This is a genomic window from Flavobacterium lacus (assembly GCF_003268815.1).
GTDB lineage: Bacteria > Bacteroidota > Bacteroidia > Flavobacteriales > Flavobacteriaceae > Flavobacterium > Flavobacterium lacus.
Genome location: NZ_QLSV01000006.1, coordinates 40,926 through 64,409, shown reverse-complemented (window position 1 = coordinate 64,409; position 23,484 = coordinate 40,926). Strand labels below are relative to the sequence as shown.

Genomic DNA, 23,484 nt, shown 5'->3' with positions numbered 1-23,484 from the left:
ATTATCCAAGACAATTTTATTTAATCTTTTTTTCTCCCCTTTTTGATTTCAATCTGCTTTCCAGTAGTTTCCAATTGCTTTAAAAAATCTTCTTCCGCTTTAGAAAGGATTTGTTGATTAATCGCTTTAAACTTTTTATATTCTTCATTAGCCTTTTTCAAAGCTTGCTCATGACTAATTGTTCCTGCATGTTGCAAAACCTCATTTCCTGTCATTCTTAAGAAATCGTCTAAACGTTCAATCCAATCTTTCATATACATTGGTTTTTGGTTCAATGCTTGTAATTCTGCAAGTTCTAAATAGGCTGTCACCATTCTGTTCAGAAGATTTAATTCGCTTTCTGTTAGGTAATTTTTTGCTATTTCAGTTTCTTGTTTAGTTGGCTTTTCACCTTTAAACGTTGTTAATCCTAAATTTGGTTTTTGAACATCAATTCGTTTAAAAATAATTTCAGCCGCTGTATTTCCGTGGGCTGCCCAATGCATTTTATTCTGTACTGCTTGAAAGAAGTGAACCGACAATTCTAATTTTGGGTCGTAATCAATACTAGTTGCATAAATGTCAAGAACTTTTCTCCAGAACACTTTTTCAGATGAACGAATATCGCGAATGCGAGCTAACAATTCATCAAAATAATTGCCTCCGCCGGCTTGCTTTAAAAGTTCATCGTTCATAGTAAATCCTTTCACGATGTATTCTTTTAATCTAGCGGTTGCCCACTGCCTGAATTTTGTGCCTTGATGACTTTTCACTCTGTAACCAACAGAAATAATTACATCTAAGTTGTAAAAAGTTGTCATATAATTTTTACCGTCTGTGGCAGTATGTCGGAAATTCCGACATACTGAACCTTCCTCTAACTCTCCCTCTTCAAAAATATTTTTTAAGTGTTCAGTGATAGTAGTTCTTGCTTTTTGGAATAATTCTGCCATTTGAGCTTGCGTCAGCCAAACCGATTCGTCTTCAAGTCGGGTTTCGATTTTGGTTTTTCCGTCTTCGGTTTGATAAATGATAAGAGAGCTTTCAGACATGGTTTTTAGTTGATTACTTAATCAAATTTACAAAAAATAAAGTCAATCAAATAGGCTATTTTAGTTAGGTGTTGATTGCTTATAACATAATAGAAAGACTTAAGGTAACAGAATCTAGTTTATTGAAAAGCGTTCGCGGTAAACGAAAATAATAACCAACCAACAAGAGCAAAATCAAAATGAATTTGATTTTGTGTTGGCCGATTTTGGTTTTTGTTTTATGGAGGAAGGGTTTGAGCACGAATAACGAATAAACTTTTGTTTTTAACAACGGTAAAATTACAGAAAATATTGCATTAACATCCTTTCATTTCAACAAATAAATATAATATTTTAGGGTTACAATCATAAAATATTACAATATTTTAGGGTTACAATCATATAAAATTATAATATTTTAGTGGTTATAAACTTTTTTTACTACATTTGTGATTATGATAGCGAGAGATTTACATCAAAATATCCTAGAAGATTGGGATAAAAAGAAAGCCATTGTGCTACTTGGTCCACGTCAAGTGGGAAAAACAACCTTAATAAAAAACCTTGTAGAAGGTAAAAAAGTCTTGTTTTTAAACGGTGATGACCCGCAAACGCGTTTACAATTTTCGAATGCTAACTTTACGTTTCTTAAAAATACAGTGGCAGATTATGATGTGATTGTGATTGACGAAGCTCAACGTATTGAAAACATTGGCATCACTGCAAAAATGCTGGTTGATGCCAAATTAGATAAACAATTTATTTTGACGGGATCTTCTTCATTAGATTTAGGCAACGAAATTAATGAACCGCTTACCGGAAGAAAATGGGAGCATCAACTTTTCCCATTGAGTTGGCAAGAAGTGAGTAAGCATTACAGTTTTGCGGTAGCTCACAATCGTTTAGAAGAATTCTTGGTTTATGGTTTATATCCCGAAGTGGTTACTGAAAGCAAAAAGCAAAAAATTCTGCTGGAATTGGCCGGAAGTTATTTGTATAAAGACATTTTGGAGTTGGCTAATATCAAAAAACCGGATTTGCTTATGAAGTTACTCAATGCTTTGGCTCTTCAAGTGGGAAGTGAAGTTTCATATAATGAGTTAGCTAAAATATTGGGAGTTGACCGAGTAACCGTTGTCAATTATATTGATTTGTTGGAAAAAGTTTTTGTGATTTTTCGATTGCATCCGTATTCAACCAACCAACGAAATGAAATTACCGCCAAACCTAAAATTTATTTTTATGACAATGGTATTCGAAATGCGATTATCGGCCAATTTAACCCGTTGCAAAACCGACAGGATGTTGGTGCGTTATTTGAGAACTTTTTCATTAGCGAACGCATCAAAAAATTAAGTTACGCTGGTTTTTACGGTAAAACACATTATTGGCGAAACACCCAAAAAGCCGAAATTGATTTTTTAGAAATATTGGAAAACGAAATCACAGCGTATGAAATCAAATACAATCCTAAAAAGCAAGTGCGATTCACCAAGTCATTTACCGAACAATATCACCCGAAAGAAACGATTGTGATTCATTCTGGGAATTTTTGGGAGTATTTGTGATAAAATATACTCCGAACTTATAGAATACGCAGAGCTTTTTTTTTAAAAAAATTACATAAATTTAATAACAACCAAAACTTGACAAATTAACACATCCCACAGATTATTTTATCAATGTCCATTTAGGGTTTAAAGGAACTCCTGTTGCTCCAAACTCAACAAAACCTGATTTTGAATCATCTTCATCAAATGTCCAATTATCACTGTCTGTTCGTGGGTCATCATATAAATAATGAAATTTATTACCATTATAGGCAATTAATAAATTAAATTGAAATCCAGCACCTCCTTCATCGTTATAATTTTCATAGTATGGTATAGTGAAATACTTTTCTCCATCAATAGTTGTACTTGTATAAGTGTCATACTTAGCTGATTGTCTATAAAATTTGCGATTTAACTTTTCAGAAACTAAATTAAGCGAAGGTTCCACTATTTTTTTTAACATATCTTCATTAATGGGTGAAAAATTTTCATCAATGTACTTGAATAGTAAATCACTTCCACCCATGCTTGCTCTATCTTTTCTATATATTTTGAAAATATTATCAGTCAATTTTTCAATGTCGTAAGTAATTAATCCATCAGAGGCCAAACTTTTTTCTATATCATTATCATAAATTGCATTTGCTAATTCGTATTTTGTCTTTGAATTTTTGAGTGCTTCATTTAGTTTATTATTATCTATTTCTGTTCCACTAAAACCAAAATCTTTCACTAACTCTTTTATAGCTCTTGTCAAAGCGATTCTATCCAATGATTTGTCTTTCATTAACATTGTATCGACAACAGTTAATGCATAAAAATCTTTTATGAAATTTAATTGTTCATGTTTAGATATTTTCTCTTTTACAGTAAATAATTCATCAATTTCTAAAACTTCATTTTTTATGGTTTCAGTATTTTTAATTTCATTATTCTCTTTACAAGATGAAAACATCATGAATGTAATTAAAATTGAAATAGATAATTTTTTCATAAAATATTAATTTAAAGTTACTTACTCTTGGTTTTTATTTAGCTCTTTCTGTTATTTTAACTTTTTGTCAAATGCATTTTAAGTTTTATCTTAAAAGTATTGAATAGGTTTTGTAATGTAACACCTAAAAAGCTTTAATAATAAATCTTTTTAACTCTTAAACTTATTATAATTTGTAAAGATTAAATTATTTCAAATATACACTACATTTTTTAAAATCTATTAATTGTTTATTAATTGTTTTACCAATATTGAAGTTGATAATTTTCTGAAAATATCGGTATATGTAATTATTACAACAAATTAAAAATATTAGTACATTGCAAAATATTAATTTAAACAAATGTAAATGAAAAAAGTTTTGACTATTGTAGCGGTTGCTCTAATTATAATTGCATGCTCATCAAGTAATAACGAAGACAATAGTGACAATAATTATTCACAAGATTGTTTTAGTAAAGAAGCGACTACAAATCAATTTCCATTTACTATAACGGGAACATTAAATGATTTATTAGGTAATTGGAAAATTGTAAAGCGAGGTTATGCTTTTTGTGATGGAACTGCTAATTTAATTGAACAGCAACCCTTTGGAGATTGTAATAGTTTTAGATATGTACATTTTAAAATGAGTTCTGGTAGTTTAGTTGCCGGAGTGACTAATCAAAGTTATGTTTTGAGGCCAACAGAAGATTGTGTCTTTACAACAAGTTCAGGGTATTTTTCTCAATATAGGGCTGACCTTGGCATTATTTGTAATACATCAGGTAAAATTGGCTTATATGGAATGTATATTCTAGAATTTACGCCAACAACTTTTAAAGCCATTCACAATAGACCTATTTATGCATCTCTTGGGAATGCACCTGCTGCGAACCTTGGAAATGTTTCTACCGCGAATACAGGTGATTGGGAATATTTAGAATGTATAAAGGAATAGTAAATTAATTTTAAATATGCGAAGAAAAAATTAAAAACTTTTATCAAAAAAAATAAGAACAACTTAATTATTACTAATAATGATACATGTTTGAAATTAATAGTTTTCCCTAAATACAAACTTTGACCACGCGTATCTATTTTTGTGATTATTCAACATTCTTACGAGAAAAACTTCTTTCAAATCTTTAAATTTAAAACCAACCCTCTAGCCCCGATTGCAATGCAAGAGCATTGTTTGCCAAAGCTGCTTTTTCCTTGCTGACCCAAAGCGACCAATCCAGATAGCTATCGCGACTTGGGGCGTCTTAGAAAAAACAGCTTTGGCAAACAAGCTTGGAATGGAAAGCGGGATTGGCTTCATATTAATACTGTTTTTATGGTACTGTGTCATTTCGACGATAGGAGACTCGAGCGAAGCGAACAGGCGAAGCAAATCACATAACGTTGGCTAATTATTATTTTCTTCATTACTTTATAAGATTCCTCCTGCGTCGGAATGACAAGATCGTCTGAAATAGTTTGTCTTAAACTACTTTATGTGATTTCTCTATCGTCGAAATGACACACTTTGCGGTATGTCAAGATTGTGTAAAAACTACTCCTTCACCACTTCCACCCATTGACCCAATGTTCTCGCCGCATACGTGTTATCGTACATCGCTTCGGCTTGCATACCGGGTAGATAATAGTTGCCCAAATACGACGCATTCAACAGCACTCGGAACGTTCTGGATTCGTTAGCTTTGAGGCCAAAATAGAAATTCGTGCGGTCGTCGCGAATGTCAATATGGTCGGCTACGTTGTTGCCAAAACTGCCAAAATCGGTGAAACGGGTGTTTACAATTTCAAAACCGGATGGGATAATTTGGGTTAATGCCAGATTTTCCACGCGTTCGTTGGTTTGGTTTCGGATGGTGATTTCGGCAATAAACTCGGTTCCTTGAGCGATTTTTGAAACGTTTACTATGGCTCCGCTTCTGTTTTTAAAGACGAGATTGGTGTATAATTTACTTTGCATCGCTTTTTCCTGACCGATTGGCAAAATGCCGCTCGTGAGCACTCGCACATACAACGTATTGGATTTTGTGTTTTTGATGGTGATGAAATTGCTTCCGTTTTTGATTTCTAAATTTCGGTTTGCCAATGATTTTGTGGTGGTAATAGTTTGTGATTTTCCATTTAATGAATAAGTTACTTCAACTCCTTTTACGCCATTTTGTTGAGCGAATTTTGACATCGCATACAAGCAATACGCCGTAGTTTGCGTACTCATCCATTGATCAGAAGCCATATTTTTCGCCAAATCCGTCGCCATTTTGAAGGCTCTTTGTTTGTTTCCGGTTAGCAATAACGTTTCCAAAGCCATTGCTTTATTGCGTTCGGGCGAACCGTAATAGTAGTAATGGTTTTGGTTTGTTTCGTCAATTTTACTTTGATTGAATAGCGTTTGAGCGGCTTGTTTTTGTCCCGCCAAGGCATACGCAGCCGCCAAACGCAATTTGCTTTCGTTGGAAATTCCGGTAGTTTCACGCAAACGGTTCATTGAGGCCATATCGGGCGAACCCGCTAAAGCCAAGGTGTACAAACGATAGGCTTGAGCAAAATCGTTGTGATAGCCTTTGTTCAATCGCCATTCTTTGGACGCTTTTTGCTGATAGGCAATCCATTTTGATTTGAAATTTATGGGTAAAACGTAGCCTTTTTTCTCTGCTTCAATGAGGAAATGACCCACGTAGGATGAACTCCAATCGTCGGCATAATTTTGTCCGCTCCAATAGGAAAATCCGCCATTTGAAATTTGGAAACCGCCTAATTTTTGGATTCCGATTTTGATGTTTTTCTGAATTTCGTTTTTGCGATTTTGGTCTAAATCGAAAATATCTGCCAAATACAATTGCGGGAAAACACTCGACGTCGTTTGCTCCAAACAACCGTGTGGATATTGGATTAAATACTGCAATCTTCTGCTAAAATCGATGGTTGGGAAAGACGAAACTTCCAATTGAGCTTTGTTGCTTCCGGCGACACCGAAGGTGGAAACAGCTATCGTTTTTGAACTGTTGGGTTCTAAAACAATATCGCTAAATTCATTCGTAATTGGGTTTGGATTAGTGATGTCGAGTTCGACTTCGTACGTTGCTTTTTCGTTTCCGGACGTGGCGATGACTTGCACTTTTGCCAATCCGGTTGCACTGCCTACTTCCAACTCAAAATACGCCATTTTTTCATCCGGTTGAGCGAAGGATAAACTTTGCGAACTGCTTCCTACTACTCGAATGCCGTTGTTGGTTTTGATTTGTAATGAAACATTTTTTACTTGTGGTTCCATCGCAAAAATCGTCACTGGCAACGTTACTTTTTCGGTTGGAGAAATTTTTCTTGGTAACGAAGCTAAGACCATCAAAGGTTTTCTAACCGGCGTTGTTTTTTCAGCTGAACCGTAAGCACTTGAATTTACATCTCCGGCTACGACCATTGTTCGAACCGAACCGACATAATTTGGCATCGTAATTTTATGCGTTTGGGATTTTCCTTTTTCTAATTTGTATGGGCCAAAATACATCACCACAGGTTTAAAACGATTGGCTTTTTTGGCTTTGCTTCCGCCTAAATCTTCGTCACCACCAATGCTGAAGACTTGGTTGATTCTTCCGCCATACGCTCCAATAACGTCATCAAAAATATCCCAGGTTTTTACACCCAACGCTTCACGAGTATAGAAACTATTCCACGCATTTGGTGTTTTAAAACGGGTTAAATCGAGCAAACCATCATCCACAATGGCCAGCGTATAAGTCATCGCTTTCCCTGATTTTTCGCTTACGCGGATGTTGACTTTTCCCTCCGGTTTTAAAACTTCCGGCATAGTAATTTGGGGTTCGAGAATGGTGTTTTTATCGATGACTTCAATGGGCACAATTCCGTACATACGAATCGGTGAATCGTTTAATGTGGAAGCGTGCGGTTGCAATAAGGTGATATGCACGAATACATTTGGAGCCATTTCGCCGGTAATCGGAATTTCGACTTTCGTTTCGCCTTTTTGTGTGGTTGCCCAGAAGGTTTTGACTACTCGAGAACCATTTTCTAACGAAATTAACGCTCTTCCGCCGACACTAGATGGGAAGGAAATTTTGGCCTTTTCGCCCACAGCGTAATTCTTTTTATCGGTAGAAAATAGCAACATGGATGCATTGGAAGCATCGGTATTTCTGGTTTTTCCCGACCAATAGGGCCAATCAATCATTACGGTTGAACCGGTAGCGTGTCCGCCTTGTTCATCGGTGACTCTTATTAAATAACGACCCCATTCATTTTCGTCGTTTTTAAATTGAACGCTGGCTTTTCCTGTGGAATTGGTGCTAACGTTGAAATTCTTAAATGCTGTGGTTGAATTGGAGGAAACATAACTGGAAAGGTTGTCATAACTAGCATCCCACCACCAACGCCATTCTACTTTATAGACTTGCACTTTCAGGTTTTGTACTGATTTTGGATTTCCTTTTTCATCGACAGTGACAATGTCATAGCGGTTCATTTTTCCAGTTTCTAATAAGCCGTATTTATTTGGTTCGGGCGTTTTTAAACCAACATACGTTTGATAAGGTGAAAGTGTTGTTGCCATCACATCGGTACTGAAATCGCCTCCGTTTTCATAGACTTTCGTCATCAAACTGGCTTTCAACATTCCGGGAGATTGACTGCTTACTTTGGGTTGAAAACGCACGGTTGCTTTTCCTTCTGAATTTACTTTTCCGTTATAAATTGTCGTTTCTTCGGTTTCAAATTGACGAATTGGGTCATCAAAATTATAATTGGCGAAACCTTTAAAAGTGGTTTTTTGTTGCATTATTTTGGCTTGCATTTCCATTTTTAAATCTTTGGCAACGGCACCGTGCAACCAAGCTACTTCTACTTCGCTGACATTTATTTTGGATGTGGATAAAATTTCGGAATCGAATTTGTTTTTGATTTTTAATCGATTCGGTTTGATGGTTTCAATTTTGATGTTTTTATAAAATCGAGCTCCGCCGACACTTATCACCGCTTCCCAACTTCCGGTAGGATGACTGTCTCGGGTTGGAATGATGAATTTATAATGGTTGAGTTCATTGTATTTTTGAACAGATTGAAAAGTCAATTTTCCGGTTGGATCATTCAATTTGAATTGGATGGGATGCGATTTGTCTAATTTGCTGGCGGCATCATTCAATATAAAACTCAAAAACAATGTATCGCCCGGACGCCAAACGCCCCTTTCACCATAAATATAACCTTTGAGTCCTTTTTGTAATTTTTCTCCGGACACATCAAAATTACTGACCGATTGCGAATAGCCCTCGTCTAATTTTACGTATGTGGTTTGTTTATCTTTTGAAACTAAAGCAAAATAGGCATATTTACTTACTTCAAACGAAGCCATTCCTTCGGCATCAGATGTTCCTGAAGCAATTTTCTGTTGTTGAAAATCATACAATTCAACGGTAGCACCGGAAATGGGTTGCGTATTGACAATGTTGGTTACGGCAATGGTGTACGAACCGTTTTCACCACGTTTGGCAATGACTCCTAAATCAGAAGCTAAAACATTCATTCCGATTGGTCTACGACGGAAATAATCGTTTTGGCAGGCATCTTGGCTGTCGTACCAATCGTAATCATCATACCAATAATAATCATAATAATCATCGTCGTTTGAACGTACTTCTTCATTATCATCCTCTCGATCTTCTCCGGAATCAGTCGTTATTTCGGAACATTTGAATAACGAATAACTTTTTTTGAAAGACATTTCTACACGATAAATTGCACCAGGTTCCGGTGTAATAATTTTTGACAAATCAAGAGCAAACGTATTCCATTTACTGTAATTCGGTAGTTTTTTATCTAATAAATTGATGGTTTGTTTGGCGATTGGCGAAGCCACTTTTCGCAAATTTCGATTTCCGTTTAGGTTATTATCTTGTAAAAACTGAAGTACGTTGTTTTGGTAAATTTTATACACTTTTACGTCAACCGCTTTTAGATTAGCCGATTCAAAATTGATTTTTAAGTTGTTTGAACTTGGCAAAATTGATCCGTTTTTCACAAAGCGAATGTTCGGTTTCATTTCGTTGAACGCTACTCTTTGCGAAAAAGTTTCTTTCATTTTATAGCCTTCATCACTGGTAATTCCTTGAAAAACTTCCACTAACAAATCGCCTTTGAGTGGTTCGCTGAAAAAGACTTTTAATAAATTTCCTTCAATTAAAAATTTGGTGGTTTGAGCAGTTTCAACCGAAACTAAACCTTGTAAATCTTGTCCTTTTTTGATGGGATCAGAAAAATTGATGAATAGGGATTGATTGTCTTCGTCACCTACTTCCATTCCCACTATTTTGAAATTATTTTTACCGGGAATTTCATATTCTACGCTTCCTTTTTGGTCGATGTTGAAGGGTCTTCCGTTCCACGAAATTTCAATTTTATCATCTTCTACTTTGCGTTGAATACTGTCGATAATGAATTTGAATTCCGTTTTAGTGCTGAGTGATTTATCAAATTTAATCTTTAATTTTTTTCCGTCTTGAGTGGCTTCCACTAGTTTTGAAGCTGTTGTAAAATCTAATAAATCGCTGGTTTGAATTGTTCCGTTTAGGTAATTTAATTCTCTACTGTAGGATTGCAAATCCATCACATTCACGATAAAATCTTGTTTTAAAGTTTTGATAGAAAATTTGAATTCTTCTAACCCTTTTTCAGTTTTTATGAGTTTGGATAATTTGAAAATAATACGGTATTCGGTATCTTGTTCCAATGGTTTTTCGGGTACAAAAGCAATGGTGTTGGAAGCTAATGCGACCATTTTTCCTTTCACACTCGGCGAAATATCAAACAAACTTTTGTCGATTTCCTGATTTGGCTGCCATTCCTGCTTATCGAATGCCAAGGTTACTCGAATATCGGAATTGGCCGAAACCAAACCGGAACTGAAATTCAGTATATATTCGTGAAACAATGAAAAATCAGAATTAAAATCTTCTGTAGATTCTTTTTTGCCACAAGAGTGTAGCACAACAACCGCAACAAGGAGTTGCATCAAACGTTTGATTGACATTGTTCAAAATGATTAAAAGTGGAACGGGGAAATGAGTGGGTACTTATCTGCAATAACACAAAAAGTATTCCAAATATTGTGTTAAAGATAATTATTTTTAAGAAGAATTTTTGGAATAAATTATTTCCGTTTGGAAGCAAAAAAACGCAGCATTAAATCGGATGCTTCTTGAGCTAAAATACCTGAAACGACTTCTGTTTTCGGATGTAATTTGGTTCCCATTGTCATAAAACCTCTTTGCTCATCACGAGCTCCAAAGACAATTTTTGAAATCTGACTCCAGTACAAAGCTCCGGCACACATTTGACACGGTTCTAAAGTAACGTATAAGGTGCATCCTTTTAAATATTTTCCGCCTAAGAAATTGGCAGCAGAGGTAATAGCTTGCATTTCGGCATGAGCAGTGACATCCTTAAGTAATTCGGTTAAATTATGCGTTCTGGCAATGACTTTATTTTTTACTACAATAATGGCTCCCACGGGAATTTCGCCTTGTTCAAAAGCAACTTCGGCTTCTTGCAGGGCTTTTTTCATAAAATACTCGTCGGTGAAAGGATTTTCCATAGAAACAAAAATACAATTTCAATTCGTACATTTGCACCATGCGTGAAAATTTACTGGCACATATCGAATTTCCATCTGATTTACGAAAATTAAGCATGAATCAATTGCTTCAATTGGCTCAAGAATTACGCGACTTTATCATTGATATTGTTTCCGTAAAAGAAGGTCATTTAGGTGCAAGTTTAGGTGTTGTAGAATTAACAATCGCTTTGCATTATGTGTTCAACACACCACAAGATTTGTTGGTTTGGGATGTGGGTCATCAAGCGTACGGACATAAAATTTTAACCGGAAGGAAAGCTGTTTTTCATACTAATCGGCAATTAAATGGCATTTCCGGATTTCCGAAACGAAGCGAAAGTGAATTTGATACGTTTGGAGTTGGACATTCATCCACTTCCATTTCTGCGGCGTTGGGAATGGCGATTGCTTCCCAATTAAAAGGTGATAACAAACATCACATTGCAGTGATTGGCGATGCTTCTATTGCAAGCGGAATGGCGTTTGAAGGATTGAATCACGCCGGTGTAACCGATGCTAATTTGTTAGTAATTTTAAACGACAATGCGATTGGAATCGACCCAAGTGTTGGTGCTTTAAAAAACTACCTCACTGCCGTGAAAGAGGGCAAAAATCCGAAAGTGAATAACATGATTAAGTCGCTGAATTTTGATTATTCTGGACCGATTGACGGACATGATATTTTTGCAGTTATTCAGGAATTGGAACGATTGAAAAAAGTAAAAGGCCCAAAGTTTCTTCATGTCATTACCACCAAAGGAAAAGGACTTCAAAAAGCAGAAGAAGATCAGGTAAAATACCATGCTCCGGGGAAATTTGATAAAATTACAGGGGAAATTCATTTGAAAGAAGAAGGTCATTTACCACCTAAATTTCAAGATGTTTTTGGTTTAACTATAGTTGAATTAGCTCAACAAAATGAAAAAATTATTGGGATAACTCCTGCGATGCCAACGGGAAGTTCCTTAAAATTTATGATGCACGCTTTTCCGAAAAGAGCTTTTGATGTTGGAATTGCCGAGCAACATGCCGTGACTTTATCCGCCGGAATGGCAACACAAGGAATGGTTGTTTTTTGCAATATTTACTCTACTTTTTTACAACGAGCCTATGACCAAGTGATTCATGATGTGGCGTTGCAAAATTTACCGGTTATTTTTTGTTTAGACAGAGCGGGTTTAGTGGGCGAAGACGGAGCCACTCATCATGGTGTTTTTGATTTGGCGTATTTGCGATGCATTCCGAATATGATTATTTTTTCGCCAAGGAATGAAATTGAATTGCGAAACATACTTTATACCGCTCAATTGGGATTAAATCATCCTATTGCGATTAGATATCCCAGAGGAAGAGGCGAAATTGTGGATTGGCAACAACCGTTTCATAAAATTGAAATCGGAAAAGCCACTTTATTGAAAAAAGGTGCTAGAATAGCGATTCTATCGAATGGTTTTATTGGACGAAATATAACGTTAGCATTTGCTGAAATTTCAAATTCAGAATCATTTTCACTCTATGATTTTTCATTTGTAAAACCAATGGATGAAACGCTTTTACATTCCATTTTTAATGAATACGAAAGTATCATTACAATTGAAGACGGAACAATCATTGGTGGTTTTGGTTCTGCGATTGTAGAATTCAAATCAAAATATAATTACAAAAACAACGTTCAACTACTAGGAGTTCCTGATGAATTTATCGAACAAGGAACGGTTGAAGAACTACAACAATATAGTGAAATTAATGTGAAAAGTTTGGTTTCTATTTTGTCATCTTATTGAAAATGGTCATTTTTGCCGTTCCTAATCAACGCTACAGAATAATGAGGTTTTTTCAGCTATTACTTATGCTTTCCGTATCACAATTGTTTTTTTCTCAAACACTTGTAACAGAAAGCGATACCATTCCGAAAGATACCACCTACTGGACCAAAAAAAATATCGCTGGTTTAGATTTTAGTCAAATTGCTTTTGTGAATTGGAATGCCGGTGGAAATAGTTCCGTGTCAGGTTTGCTCAAGGGTGATTTTGCACGAAAATATGTTAGAGGAAACGTGATTTGGAATAATGAAATGTCACTTCGATACGGTATCAACAAACAAGAAGGAAGGGAACTTCGCAAAACAGATGATGCTTTTTCATTTCTATCGAATTACGGATACAAAAAAGAACCTGGTTCAAATTGGTACTATTCGGCTCGTTTTAATTTTAACACGCAATTCACGGATGGGTATGCCTATCCAAACACTAATGATCCGGTCTCCAGATTATTTGCTCCGGCTTATATTTTTCTAGGTGCCGGTTCTGAATACAATCGTAAAGATTTAAATATGAATTTTTATTTTTCACCATTAACTATAAAAACAACGCTTGTTTTAGATGAACGTTTAGCCAATATGGGTTCATTTGGTGTAGATAAAGCAATTTATGATGAAGAAGGTAATTTATTGAGAAGAGGTCGGAAAACACGAACCGAATTTGGTATGCTCTTTAACAGTTATTGGAAGAAAGAATTCTACAAAAATATGTTTTTTGAACACCGCCTTTCATTATATTCCGATTACATAAATAACTTTGGAAATGTGGATGTAGACTGGCAATTAAGCGTTGACTTAGTTGTAAATCAGTATGTTAAAGCCAATATTGGTCTGCACCTAATTTATGATGATGACATTAAGGCCAAAGAAGAAATTGCAGGCGAACAAGTTACTGTTGGTCCAAAATTACAATTAAAACAAGCTTTAGGAATAGGCGTTACCTATGCTTTTTAGCCATTATTTGAAGAAATAATTTTGTTGAGTAAAAGAGCATTTCCATCTGTTAAAAGTGAAATATAATGCGATATATGCAGTAATCTTTCATATAAACTATCTTTTTCTACACGGTATTTTTCCGGTAAAAGTTTCAACAACAATTGGTCGTAATTCGACATTTTCCCTTCGTGTTTATTGTTAAAAGCAGTGATAAATTTATCCAATAAGTTATTGATAATATGATAGCCCGTAATTTCTTTTTGGATAACTTCCTGACTTTGATAAATCTTTTTTACACTCAATTTGATGATATCATCCATTTGAGCTTTGTACTTGCTTTTATCGGTTAACGCATAAGGAAATTTTCCTTGCAAAATGGCTTCTTCGTTTTCGATAAAAACACGAACGGCATCGTTAATTAAACTTCCAATGGCCAAGGCACGCAAATAACTGATGCGGTCTTCTTTGGTGGTTAACGAATTGTATTTAGAGGCATCAATGCTGTCTTTTACCAATTTAATTAAATATTCTAAGGCAAAATCCTCATCTACCAAACCTAAATTAATTCCGTCTTCAAAGTCGATGATGGTATAACAAATATCGTCTGCGGCTTCCACTAAATAGGCTAACGGATGACGTTCGAAACCCAAATCATCACCTGATTTATTTGGAATCAAACCTAATTCCTCTGCCACTTCTTTAAAAAATGCTTTGTCTTGTTGAAAGAACCCGTATTTTTTGTCGGCAATGGCATTGGTTGGTTTTTTGGGTAAACTTTCTTTGGGATATTTCATAAAAGCTCCCAATGTGGCGTAAGATATTCGCAATCCGCCTTCGATGCCGGCTCGGTTTCCGGTGAGTACAGAAAAGCCGTTTGCATTTCCTTCAAAATCGATTAAATCTTGCCATTCTTTGGCGGTAAGTTGGTTTTTGTATTGTTGACCGTTTCCGGTTTTAAAATATTCGCCGATGGCTTTTTCTCCTGAATGTCCGAAAGGTGGATTTCCGATGTCGTGAGCTAAGCAAGCAGCTGCAACGATAGCTCCAAAATCGTTCATGTGAAAACCGTGCGCTTCTTTGAGATAGGGATATTTTTCGATGATTTTTTTTCCCACCAATCGTCCAATCGAGCGACCAACAACGGAAACTTCCAAACTGTGTGTCAAACGTGTGTGCACAAAATCGGTTTTAGAAAGTGGAATAACTTGTGTTTTATCTTGCAAACTGCGGAAAGCGGCAGAAAAAATGATTCGGTCATAATCTACTTCAAAGCCCAAACGGGTGTCGTCTTGTTCGGAACGTAAACGTTTGCCGGTGTCGCCTTGTCGTTTGAGTGATAAAAGTTGTTCCCAATTCATCATGAGATTCTAGGTTTTAAATTTATTTCTTATCGTTTGCCAAAAAGAAATTTCTTGATTTTTTTGGGTATTTGTTATAGCTGATATCGCTTGGATTTTCGATCACGGTTTTGATGTTTACTTCGTCCCCGAGTTTGAAATTGGCTTCGGTGTATTTGAAATCTAGCAAATATTCGCCACAGAAATAATTGCCGTTTTCATCTTTTTCGATGATGCCGGTGTAAACTCCTTTTTTATCTTTTGACATGATTTTTGAATTGATTTTCAAATGTACGAATTGAAAGTTGAATTTGGAAGAAAGAGGTTGAAATGGTTCATTGAATTTAAAGTTTCTTATCCGGTTTTGTAAAGTCAAAGATATAGGAAATATAAATTTATAGTTGTTTTTTAATTATTTATTATTGTTTATCAATAATTTTTATATATTTGTCTCGAATTTAAAACAAATAAAAATGAGAAAATTATACATTTTAAAAACGATTGTCGATTTTATTTGGATTATGTCCTTACTGTTTTATCCAATCATATTATTTCTTACGTTCTTTTTTATTTTTACAAATGAAATAATAGATGTACCGATAAAAATTACTTCTGTCTCAATTGATTTGACATCACCACTTGGAAAAATAGCTTTAGTAGCTGGTAATATTTACTTTATAATTCTTTTAGTTGCTTTATTCTACTTTCGAAAATTAATGAACAATTTCAGGAAACGATTAATTTTTGAAGAAACCAACCAATTTTTATTTGATAAAATTGGATCTTTGGTGGTTGTTTCATCAATTGTCTATTTACTGACTGACTTTATTGCCTCTAGTTCAGTAAATAAAGTAGAAATTAACTTTGGATACGGTCCTTTTTTATATTTGTTAGGACTTGGTTTATTTTTTAAAGTTTTAGCCGAAGTCTTTAAAATTGGAAAAACCATGAAAGACGAAAACGAATTAACCATTTAATCATGCCCATTATAGTAAACTTAGATGTCATGCTCGCCAAACGAAAGATGCGTTCGAATGAGTTGGCCGAAAAAATTGGGATAACAACAGCCAATCTTTCTATATTAAAAACCGGAAAAGCGAAAGCAATCCGGTTTTCGACGTTGGAATTGATTTGTGAAATATTGGAATGCCAGCCGGGTGATATTATGGAATTTGTGAAGGAATAATGTTGTTTCGAAGGCGGTTGTAGCCCCGATAGAAGTGAAAAGCCTTTTGCAGGATTGTTGCATTTTTTCTTGGTAAAAAAGAGCGACCTTGGGAGCTACTTTTTTGCCTTAGAAAAAAGCAACAAGACAAAAAAGCTTGTAACGGATAGCGGGAAATAGCTCATAAAAAAAAGTCACACATTGCTGTATGACTTTTGTATTTATTGCATTGAAAACGTTTAGTCGGCTAAAACGATTACTTTATTGTCTTTCATTTCGACTGTTCCCGAATTGATTTCCAATGTGTAGGTATGATCGTTTAGTTTGGTAAACTTTCCGGCTACATCTTTTTTAATTTTGAAACTTGGTGCTACTATTTTAACTGTACCGAAGTTTAAAATAGAAACGATGGGTGCGTGATTATTTAAAATTTGAAATGAACCATCAACACCTGGTAGGGTGATTGAGGTGATTTCGCCTTGAAATAAAGTGGCTTCCGGGGATACTATTTCTAAAATCATAATTTAATTGATAATTGATAATTGACAATTGACAATTATCCATTGTCAATTATCCATTGTTTTATGCTTCTGCTAACATTTTTTGTCCGGCTTCAATAGCATCCTCAATGGTTCCTTTCAAGTTGAAAGCAGCTTCTGGAAGGTGATCTAATTCTCCATCCATAATCATGTTGAATCCTTTGATGGTGTCTTTGATGTCTACTAAAACGCCTGGGATACCTGTAAATTGCTCTGCCACGTGGAAGGGCTGAGACAAGAAACGTTGTACACGACGAGCACGTGATACCGATAATTTATCTTCTTCAGACAATTCCTCCATACCAAGGATGGCGATGATATCTTGAAGTTGTTTGTATTTTTGAAGAATTTCTTTTACTCTTTGTGCACAATCATAATGCTCATCACCTAAGATTTGAGCAGTTAAGATTCTTGATGTGGAATCCAATGGATCTACCGCTGGATAAATACCTAACTCGGCAATTTTACGCGACAATACGGTTGTTGCATCTAAGTGAGCAAAGGTTGTTGCCGGAGCCGGGTCTGTTAAGTCATCCGCAGGAACGTAAACCGCTTGTACAGATGTAATCGATCCTTTATTTGTTGAGGTGATACGCTCTTGCATTGCACCCATTTCTGTTGCTAATGTTGGTTGGTAACCTACTGCAGACGGCATACGACCTAAAAGAGCCGAAACCTCAGAACCTGCTTGGGTGAAACGGAAGATGTTGTCTACGAAGAAAAGTACGTCTTTTCCTTGATCTGAACCAGCACCATCACGGAAATATTCTGCGATAGAAAGTCCGGATAACGCCACACGAGCACGAGCTCCAGGTGGTTCGTTCATCTGACCGAATACGAAAGTAGCCTTAGACTCTCTCATACCTAATTTGTCCACTTTGGATAAATCCCATCCTCCATTTTCCATAGAGTGCATGAATTCTTCTCCGTATTTTATAATTCCTGACTCTAACATCTCACGAAGTAAGTCGTTTCCTTCACGTGTTCTTTCACCTACTCCTGCAAATACTGAAAGACCACCGTGACCTTTTGCGATATTGTTAATTAACTCCTGAATCAATACAGTTTTACCTACACCGGCACCACCGAACAAACCGATTTTTCCTCCTTTTGCATAAGGCTCGATAAGGTCGATTACTTTGATACCTGTGAATAAAACTTCGGTAGAAGTTGATAATTGGTCAAATTTTGGAGCTGGTCTGTGGATAGAAATTCCATCTGCACCAGCTTTTGGTAAATTGCCTAATCCGTCGATTGCATCACCAATTACGTTGAAAAGTCTTCCGTAGATATCTGCACCGATTGGCATTTGAATTGGAGCACCCGTTCCTTCTACTTCTGTACCACGGCTTAATCCGTCGGTTGAGTCCATAGAGATGGTTCTAACGGTGTCTTCACCTATGTGTGACTGTACTTCTAAAACTAATATTGAACCATCTTTTTTAATGATTTCTAATGAATCATAAATTTTTGGTAAATCGGCAACTTTAGAATCGAATACTACGTCTACAACCGGTCCGATGATTTGGGCAACTTTTCCTATTACTTTTGACATTGCTTATGTATTTATTTAATAGCTATTTATGTTTATTTTAAACACGTCTTTTTTCAGAGTGCAAAGATAATTTTTAAAAATATAAAATCAATACCAAACGGATGTTTTTTTTAGGTTTTTTTGAAGTATTCGAACTAATGCATCTCTAGAGCTAAAAATAGTGTAGAGAAATAAAAAAACCACCTGGTTAGAGGTGGTTTTGAAATAGTATGTTACTTAATTTATAAAGCAGCAGGGTATAAGATTCTATAATTACCAATGTTTACAACTTTAAAATTTGAACCATAAGTTGCATTAATTGCTTCAAAGAATTTATTTGCTATTAAAGCATAGCCTCTAGGACTTGGATGAACCCCGTCTAGAGAAAATCCGCCTCCCGTTACAAAATTAGAAGTTACAGTAAAATTATTAGCATTAATTCCTCCACTAGCAACTTGATTTAATGTTGCATTGGCATCTACAAAAGCTAAGCCTTTAGCAGTTGCCAACGATTGAATCGTTGCATTATATGCATCGGTTGCTGTTTTAACTTGAGCCGTTTCATCTGCAGTAAGCACTGCATTATCTTGCATTGGAAAAGAAACACCCACTGTATTAAAAGGGGCTGGAGCAGAAGCTGTAGTTGTTCCTATAATTCCACTTGCTGTTAACAAGATATAGTCTCTTGAACCTGCAGCATTACTTGCGTGTCTTGTTTGTCCATATAAATTACCTAAAAATGTCGCTGTTGGAGCTCCATAAATAGGAGTAAGTGCTGCCGTAATTTGAGCAGAAATATTAACTAAAGACTCATCTACAATTAACAACGGATTTGCCTCAACAGTAGCAGGATTTCCATCATCTGCTAATAAGGTAACGTAACGAGCTGGCAAACCGGCACCGGCAAGAGCAGCATTAATTCCCCCAAACAATTGATTTAAAGAAGTGGCATTTGCACCTGGTAATCCCGGTATTGGATTGGTTGGCACTGTTGTAAAAAATGGCACTGAAGTTACATTAGGAATATTAGCTACAACACCTTTTGCTCCACCAGCAGTTAAACCATCTAACAATGACGAGTAAACGCTCGCAAACACATTTGGATCTGTAATGTCATTTCCGCCGTAGGTTGCTGGGTTTAAGTTTCCTGTCTGATTTGTACCAATGCCCCCAGATGTAGCATAGCTTAATACATCATTATTGCCTATCCACAGAGAGAAAAAGGTGGGGTTTTGAGCTACAGCATCTCCTAATATAGTCGCTGATGGCGATGAAGCGAATCGAACATAATAAGGATTAGACTGACCTAGAGGAACTCCGGCAACATTTCCGTATCCTGACGCAACTAAATGAAAACTCTTTGCTCCAGGGACACCCATATTATTGAAAGGACCAGTAAGAACAGTAGAAACCTCTGTTGTTGGTAAACCTGAAACAGGAGCAGGTCCGGTTCCATTAAAAAACAATCTCGGCCCTGAAATAATATTCCCGCCTAAAAGTAATCCTCCCACATTATCATTCATTAATGGAGTTCTAAATTCTCCACCACCAACTAAAGCAAATTGACTTGCTAAAATAGCAGGATAAGCATTTACTTGGCCTTCAATAAATAGGGCATTATCGCTAAACCCTGCGGTTAAAGAATTTCCTACGGAAACAAATTTAGAAAAATCAGCACTGCCAGCGGTTAAAGGCAATCCATCAGCAGTATCGTTTACAATTACTGCGTCATCATCACTACAAGCTATCATGGTTAACGCAACCAATAACAGCCATTTATTATTTTTTATCATTTTCATATCTTTTAAATTCGTTGATTATTGGTTAATAGTTAATCCAACAAAAAATTGTTGTCCGATTGCTCCTGCTCCTAAAACTTGAATGTACTCTCTCATACCAAGATTAGTTGCACCTACTTTTACAATTGTTTTTAATTTAGGAATAGAATAATTAATTTGAGCATCAATAACAGTTGCCTCTTCAATTATACCATCAACAAAGGTGGATTGCCATAAGTATTCTGAGTTCCACCGTGCACTTACATTAAAGCCAAAGTTTTTAAATAATTTGTCATTACTAATGGATCCTTTCACTCTGTGTTTTGGGGTGTTGAAACCAGCTTCAAAACTTGGATCTAATGCTTGATCGAAGCTAAACTCTGCAAAATTATAATTTGCTCCTAACTCAAAGTCTTTGTAAATTTTTGTTGAAAGTCCTAAACCAAAACCCAAAGATTTGATTTCAATATCTGTATTTGTATACAACTGATAAGCTCTTATGTTTCCTGTTTGGATTGCATGTAATGTTTGGAAACCTGCATCCGTTGGTCCTGCTCCAGGATTTGGAGCATCTTGAGCTGTTCCATATAAAGGAGCAACTACGTTTAAGTTTCCAATAAAATCATTGTAGATATTATAGTAACCGTTGATGTCGTAAGAAAAATTTTCGAACTGACCTCTGTACCCTAATTCAAACGCTTTTACAGTTTCAGGCTTAACTAAATCAACATCGGTTCTTCTTAATAAAGCAGCCGCAGCTACCGGATCTGTACCAGCCAATGCTGCAAATTGTCTCACAGATGTTGCGGTATAAGAATTAAAATATGCATTTTGACCGGTTAAAACAACTGAATCACCTCCGGCAAAAAATTGACCCGTAGCAGTTGTTACTGGCAATGTTTCCCTGTAACGATCCAAGTTATCCGGTGCAGAACCAATCAACACCGCATTACCAACATTGAATCCAATGTATTGATCTTGCGTTGTTGGGTTACGGAATCCTGTTTGAAATGACGCTCTGAAATTGTGGTTTTTCTTTTCGTCCGGCGAGAATACAAGTGACACTCTTGGTGAATAATTTCCATCAAAATTTTGACTCTTATCATAACGCACAGAACCTGTAAATTTCAATTTATCTTCTAAAAATTTCTTTTGAATTTGGGTATAAACACCATACTCTTCATAATCAATTCCACCAAATTCCGGTGTATCAGTATAAATTCTTCCAAATGAATTCAAATCATAAATACGATAAGAACCTCCAACCTGAATTTCTGCAAATTTCACAACATCTCTAAAATTATAATTAGCATCGGCGTGGTAAATTTTAGAATTATCCACTAACTTAGATCCTGTTAACACATCCGGATCAGCAATTACTTGATTAAATGCGTTAATAAATTCAGGTGTTCCTGGTAAGAATCTGCCCGTATCTGCAGTAGTTCTTGCTGATGCATGGGCTTGTGCCGGTGTAGCACCTCCTAAAGTAGACTGCACATAAGCTCCCGCATATTGACCAAACCAAGTCGCATCTGGTTTCCACTGTCTATTTACATTTACCGCAGTAAACTCCATATCGTAAGAATTACCACCATCTTCAGAAGTTACATATCCTCTTGCAAAGAAATTTTTACCAACTACTTCAAGTTTATGTTGTTGCATTTCAAAGCCATTTAGGTAGTATCTGTTTGCTCCTTGGTAAACCGTGTTACCAAATCCATACTTACTTTGCCAGATGAACTCAATATCTTTTGCCCACTCTGTACTACCAGTTGCCCATGGCTTCAAGTGTAAAGAAAAATCAATTTTAGCGTTTCTTACTTGGTTGTCAGTGATATCAACTTCATTGTAACCCGTTCTGGAAACATTTTGATTTGGTAGAATTGCATTGAAAACTGTAAATTGTGCCGGTGTAATTGCTCCAGCATTCAACAACCCTGATGCAACACTTCTAATATTGGTAGACACTACATCTCCATAAACATTAATACCATCATAATTAGGATTTGTTCTATCAATTCCTACATTATTAACTAAATCCTTGTCTCTATAGTCGGTGGCAAACCAATCCGTTCCACTCATAAAGGTAAAGTTTGCTTTAGCAGCAAAATGTGGCGAAAAAGCTTTAGCAACACGTACTCCATAATCATAATACAAATTATTTCCTGCCGCTTCTTGACTCGTTTGGCCTACTTTTGCATACGCACTAATTCCTTGGTGAGTGAATGGGCTTTTACTGGTCATGAACAAAATACCATTAAATGCATTTGCACCATATAATGCAGAAGAGGCTCCCGGTAACAATTCAACACTTTGAACATCAATTTCAGAAACACCAATTAAGTTTCCTAACACAAAGTTTAATAAAGGTGATGAATTATCCATACCGTCAACCAATTGCATAAAACGCGTATTCGCTACTGTGGCAAATCCTCTGGTATTGATTGATTTGAAAGACATACTACTTGTGTTCATATGTACTTCTTTTAAGTTTTCAAGACCATCATAGAAAGAGACTGACGCTGATTTTTTGATGTCTTTTATACTCATTCTTTCAATTGTAACCGGAGACTCTCTAACCCTTTCAGGAGATCTAGAGGCTGAGACAACAATTTCATCCAATCTTGTTTCTTCTTCTGCCAGAACAGCATTTACTTTTTGGTTGTTTGATCTGATATCTTCGGTTTTGGGTGAGAAACCAATGGAAGAAATTTCGATTTTAAAAGGCGGTTTTTTTTGTGTTGTTAAGGTAAAATTTCCGTCAAAATCGGATGTAGTACCTATGGCTTCGCCAGCAATTTTGATGTTGGCTCCCGGAATGGGCTGATTGGTGTTGTCAACCACCTTTCCTGTTATTGTTGTTTGAGCAAAAGAAATGCTACAAAAAAACAATGTGAGAAGAATTAATTTCACTTTCATAAAGTTAGAGTTTTTGTTAGTTTACGCTACCAAAGTACAAATATTTTTGATATTATTAAAAAATTGAAGCTAATTTATCATAATTACTATTTTTTTATTGCCATTTTTAAATTATCCGCAACTGCAATTGTTGAATTATTTTTAAAAATTTAATAAAACGAACACTATTTACTATGCGTTCATATAATTTTTTAAGCTTTTGTTAACAATTTAGCAACTTTATTACGGAAATAAGAAAATAAAAAAAAGCGAACATAAATATGCTCGCTTCGCTTT

Annotated in this window: 16 protein-coding genes; 6 read left to right on the top strand and 10 right to left on the bottom strand. The window is 35.7% G+C overall.

Annotated elements, in window-relative coordinates; all coding sequences use genetic code 11:
• Nucleotides 1–20: 20 nt before the first annotated feature.
• Entirely contained in the window at nt 21–1,031 is a 1,011-nt protein-coding gene (locus B0I10_RS07475; protein ID WP_112085887.1) for a virulence RhuM family protein, read from the bottom strand.
• 434 nt (nt 1,032–1,465) lie between these two features.
• Here B0I10_RS07475 and B0I10_RS07465 point away from each other — a divergent pair, with 434 nt between their 5' ends.
• Nucleotides 1,466–2,578: an ATP-binding protein gene (locus tag B0I10_RS07465; RefSeq protein WP_112085885.1), complete on the top strand. Its 1,113-nt coding sequence runs from the start codon at nt 1,466–1,468 to the stop codon at nt 2,576–2,578.
• A 103-nt stretch (nt 2,579–2,681) separates the two neighbouring features.
• Here the strand turns inward: B0I10_RS07465 and B0I10_RS07460 are convergent, their stop codons facing one another.
• Nucleotides 2,682–3,557: a TIR domain-containing protein gene (locus B0I10_RS07460; RefSeq protein WP_112085884.1), complete on the bottom strand. Its 876-nt coding sequence runs from the start codon at nt 3,555–3,557 to the stop codon at nt 2,682–2,684.
• A 349-nt stretch (nt 3,558–3,906) separates the two neighbouring features.
• Here B0I10_RS07460 and B0I10_RS07455 point away from each other — a divergent pair, with 349 nt between their 5' ends.
• Nucleotides 3,907–4,497, top strand: a complete 591-nt coding sequence (locus tag B0I10_RS07455) for a hypothetical protein (protein WP_112085883.1) — start codon at nt 3,907–3,909, stop codon at nt 4,495–4,497.
• A 597-nt stretch (nt 4,498–5,094) separates the two neighbouring features.
• Here B0I10_RS07455 and B0I10_RS07450 read toward each other — a convergent pair.
• Nucleotides 5,095–10,596, bottom strand: a complete 5,502-nt coding sequence (locus B0I10_RS07450) for an alpha-2-macroglobulin family protein (RefSeq protein WP_112085882.1) — start codon at nt 10,594–10,596, stop codon at nt 5,095–5,097.
• Nucleotides 10,597–10,716: 120 nt separating this feature from the next.
• A complete protein-coding gene (locus B0I10_RS07445; protein ID WP_112085881.1) occupies nt 10,717–11,160 on the bottom strand; it encodes a nucleoside deaminase in 444 nt (147 codons plus the stop codon).
• Nucleotides 11,161–11,198: 38 nt separating this feature from the next.
• Here B0I10_RS07445 and B0I10_RS07440 point away from each other — a divergent pair, with 38 nt between their 5' ends.
• Together B0I10_RS07440 and B0I10_RS07435 are read left to right on the top strand one after the other, a co-directional pair.
• Nucleotides 11,199–12,965: a 1-deoxy-D-xylulose-5-phosphate synthase gene (locus tag B0I10_RS07440; protein ID WP_112085880.1), complete on the top strand. Its 1,767-nt coding sequence runs from the start codon at nt 11,199–11,201 to the stop codon at nt 12,963–12,965.
• Between the two features lie 65 nt (nt 12,966–13,030).
• Nucleotides 13,031–13,954, top strand: a complete 924-nt coding sequence (locus tag B0I10_RS07435) for a DUF3078 domain-containing protein (protein WP_245942958.1) — start codon at nt 13,031–13,033, stop codon at nt 13,952–13,954.
• Here the strand turns inward: B0I10_RS07435 and B0I10_RS07430 are convergent.
• Both B0I10_RS07430 and B0I10_RS07425 read right to left on the bottom strand, forming a co-directional pair.
• Nucleotides 13,951–15,294, bottom strand: coding sequence for a deoxyguanosinetriphosphate triphosphohydrolase (locus B0I10_RS07430; protein WP_112085878.1), 1,344 nt, complete (start codon nt 15,292–15,294; stop codon nt 13,951–13,953). The two genes, B0I10_RS07435 and B0I10_RS07430, sit on opposite strands and share 4 nt — an antisense overlap.
• 22 nt (nt 15,295–15,316) lie before the next feature.
• Nucleotides 15,317–15,541, bottom strand: coding sequence for a hypothetical protein (locus B0I10_RS07425; protein ID WP_112085877.1), 225 nt, complete (start codon nt 15,539–15,541; stop codon nt 15,317–15,319).
• A gap of 205 nt (nt 15,542–15,746) precedes the next feature.
• Here B0I10_RS07425 and B0I10_RS07420 point away from each other — a divergent pair, with 205 nt between their 5' ends.
• Together B0I10_RS07420 and B0I10_RS07415 are read left to right on the top strand one after the other, a co-directional pair.
• Nucleotides 15,747–16,250 (top strand): DUF2975 domain-containing protein, encoded by a 504-nt coding sequence (locus B0I10_RS07420; protein ID WP_112085876.1) that lies wholly within the window; start codon nt 15,747–15,749, stop codon nt 16,248–16,250.
• Nucleotides 16,251–16,252: 2 nt separating this feature from the next.
• A complete protein-coding gene (locus tag B0I10_RS07415) occupies nt 16,253–16,459 on the top strand; it encodes a helix-turn-helix domain-containing protein (RefSeq protein ID WP_112085875.1) in 207 nt (68 codons plus the stop codon).
• 218 nt (nt 16,460–16,677) lie between these two features.
• On the opposite strand, the gene B0I10_RS07410 is transcribed toward B0I10_RS07415, so the two are convergent.
• The 4 genes from B0I10_RS07410 to B0I10_RS07395 all read right to left on the bottom strand — a co-directional run bounded on the left by B0I10_RS07410 (nt 16,678) and on the right by B0I10_RS07395 (nt 23,208).
• Complete coding sequence (locus tag B0I10_RS07410; RefSeq protein ID WP_112085874.1) at nt 16,678–16,959, bottom strand: F0F1 ATP synthase subunit epsilon; 282 nt, start codon at nt 16,957–16,959, stop codon at nt 16,678–16,680.
• Nucleotides 16,960–17,020: 61 nt separating this feature from the next.
• Nucleotides 17,021–18,532, bottom strand: coding sequence for a F0F1 ATP synthase subunit beta (gene atpD, locus B0I10_RS07405; protein ID WP_112085873.1), 1,512 nt, complete (start codon nt 18,530–18,532; stop codon nt 17,021–17,023).
• Nucleotides 18,533–18,753: 221 nt separating this feature from the next.
• Nucleotides 18,754–20,304, bottom strand: a complete 1,551-nt coding sequence (locus tag B0I10_RS07400; protein WP_112086008.1) for an SGNH/GDSL hydrolase family protein — start codon at nt 20,302–20,304, stop codon at nt 18,754–18,756.
• A gap of 24 nt (nt 20,305–20,328) precedes the next feature.
• The gene (locus B0I10_RS07395) at nt 20,329–23,208 is read right to left on the bottom strand and encodes a TonB-dependent receptor domain-containing protein (RefSeq protein ID WP_112085872.1); all 2,880 of its coding nucleotides are present in this window, start codon (nt 23,206–23,208) and stop codon (nt 20,329–20,331) included.
• Nucleotides 23,209–23,484 lie beyond the last annotated feature (276 nt).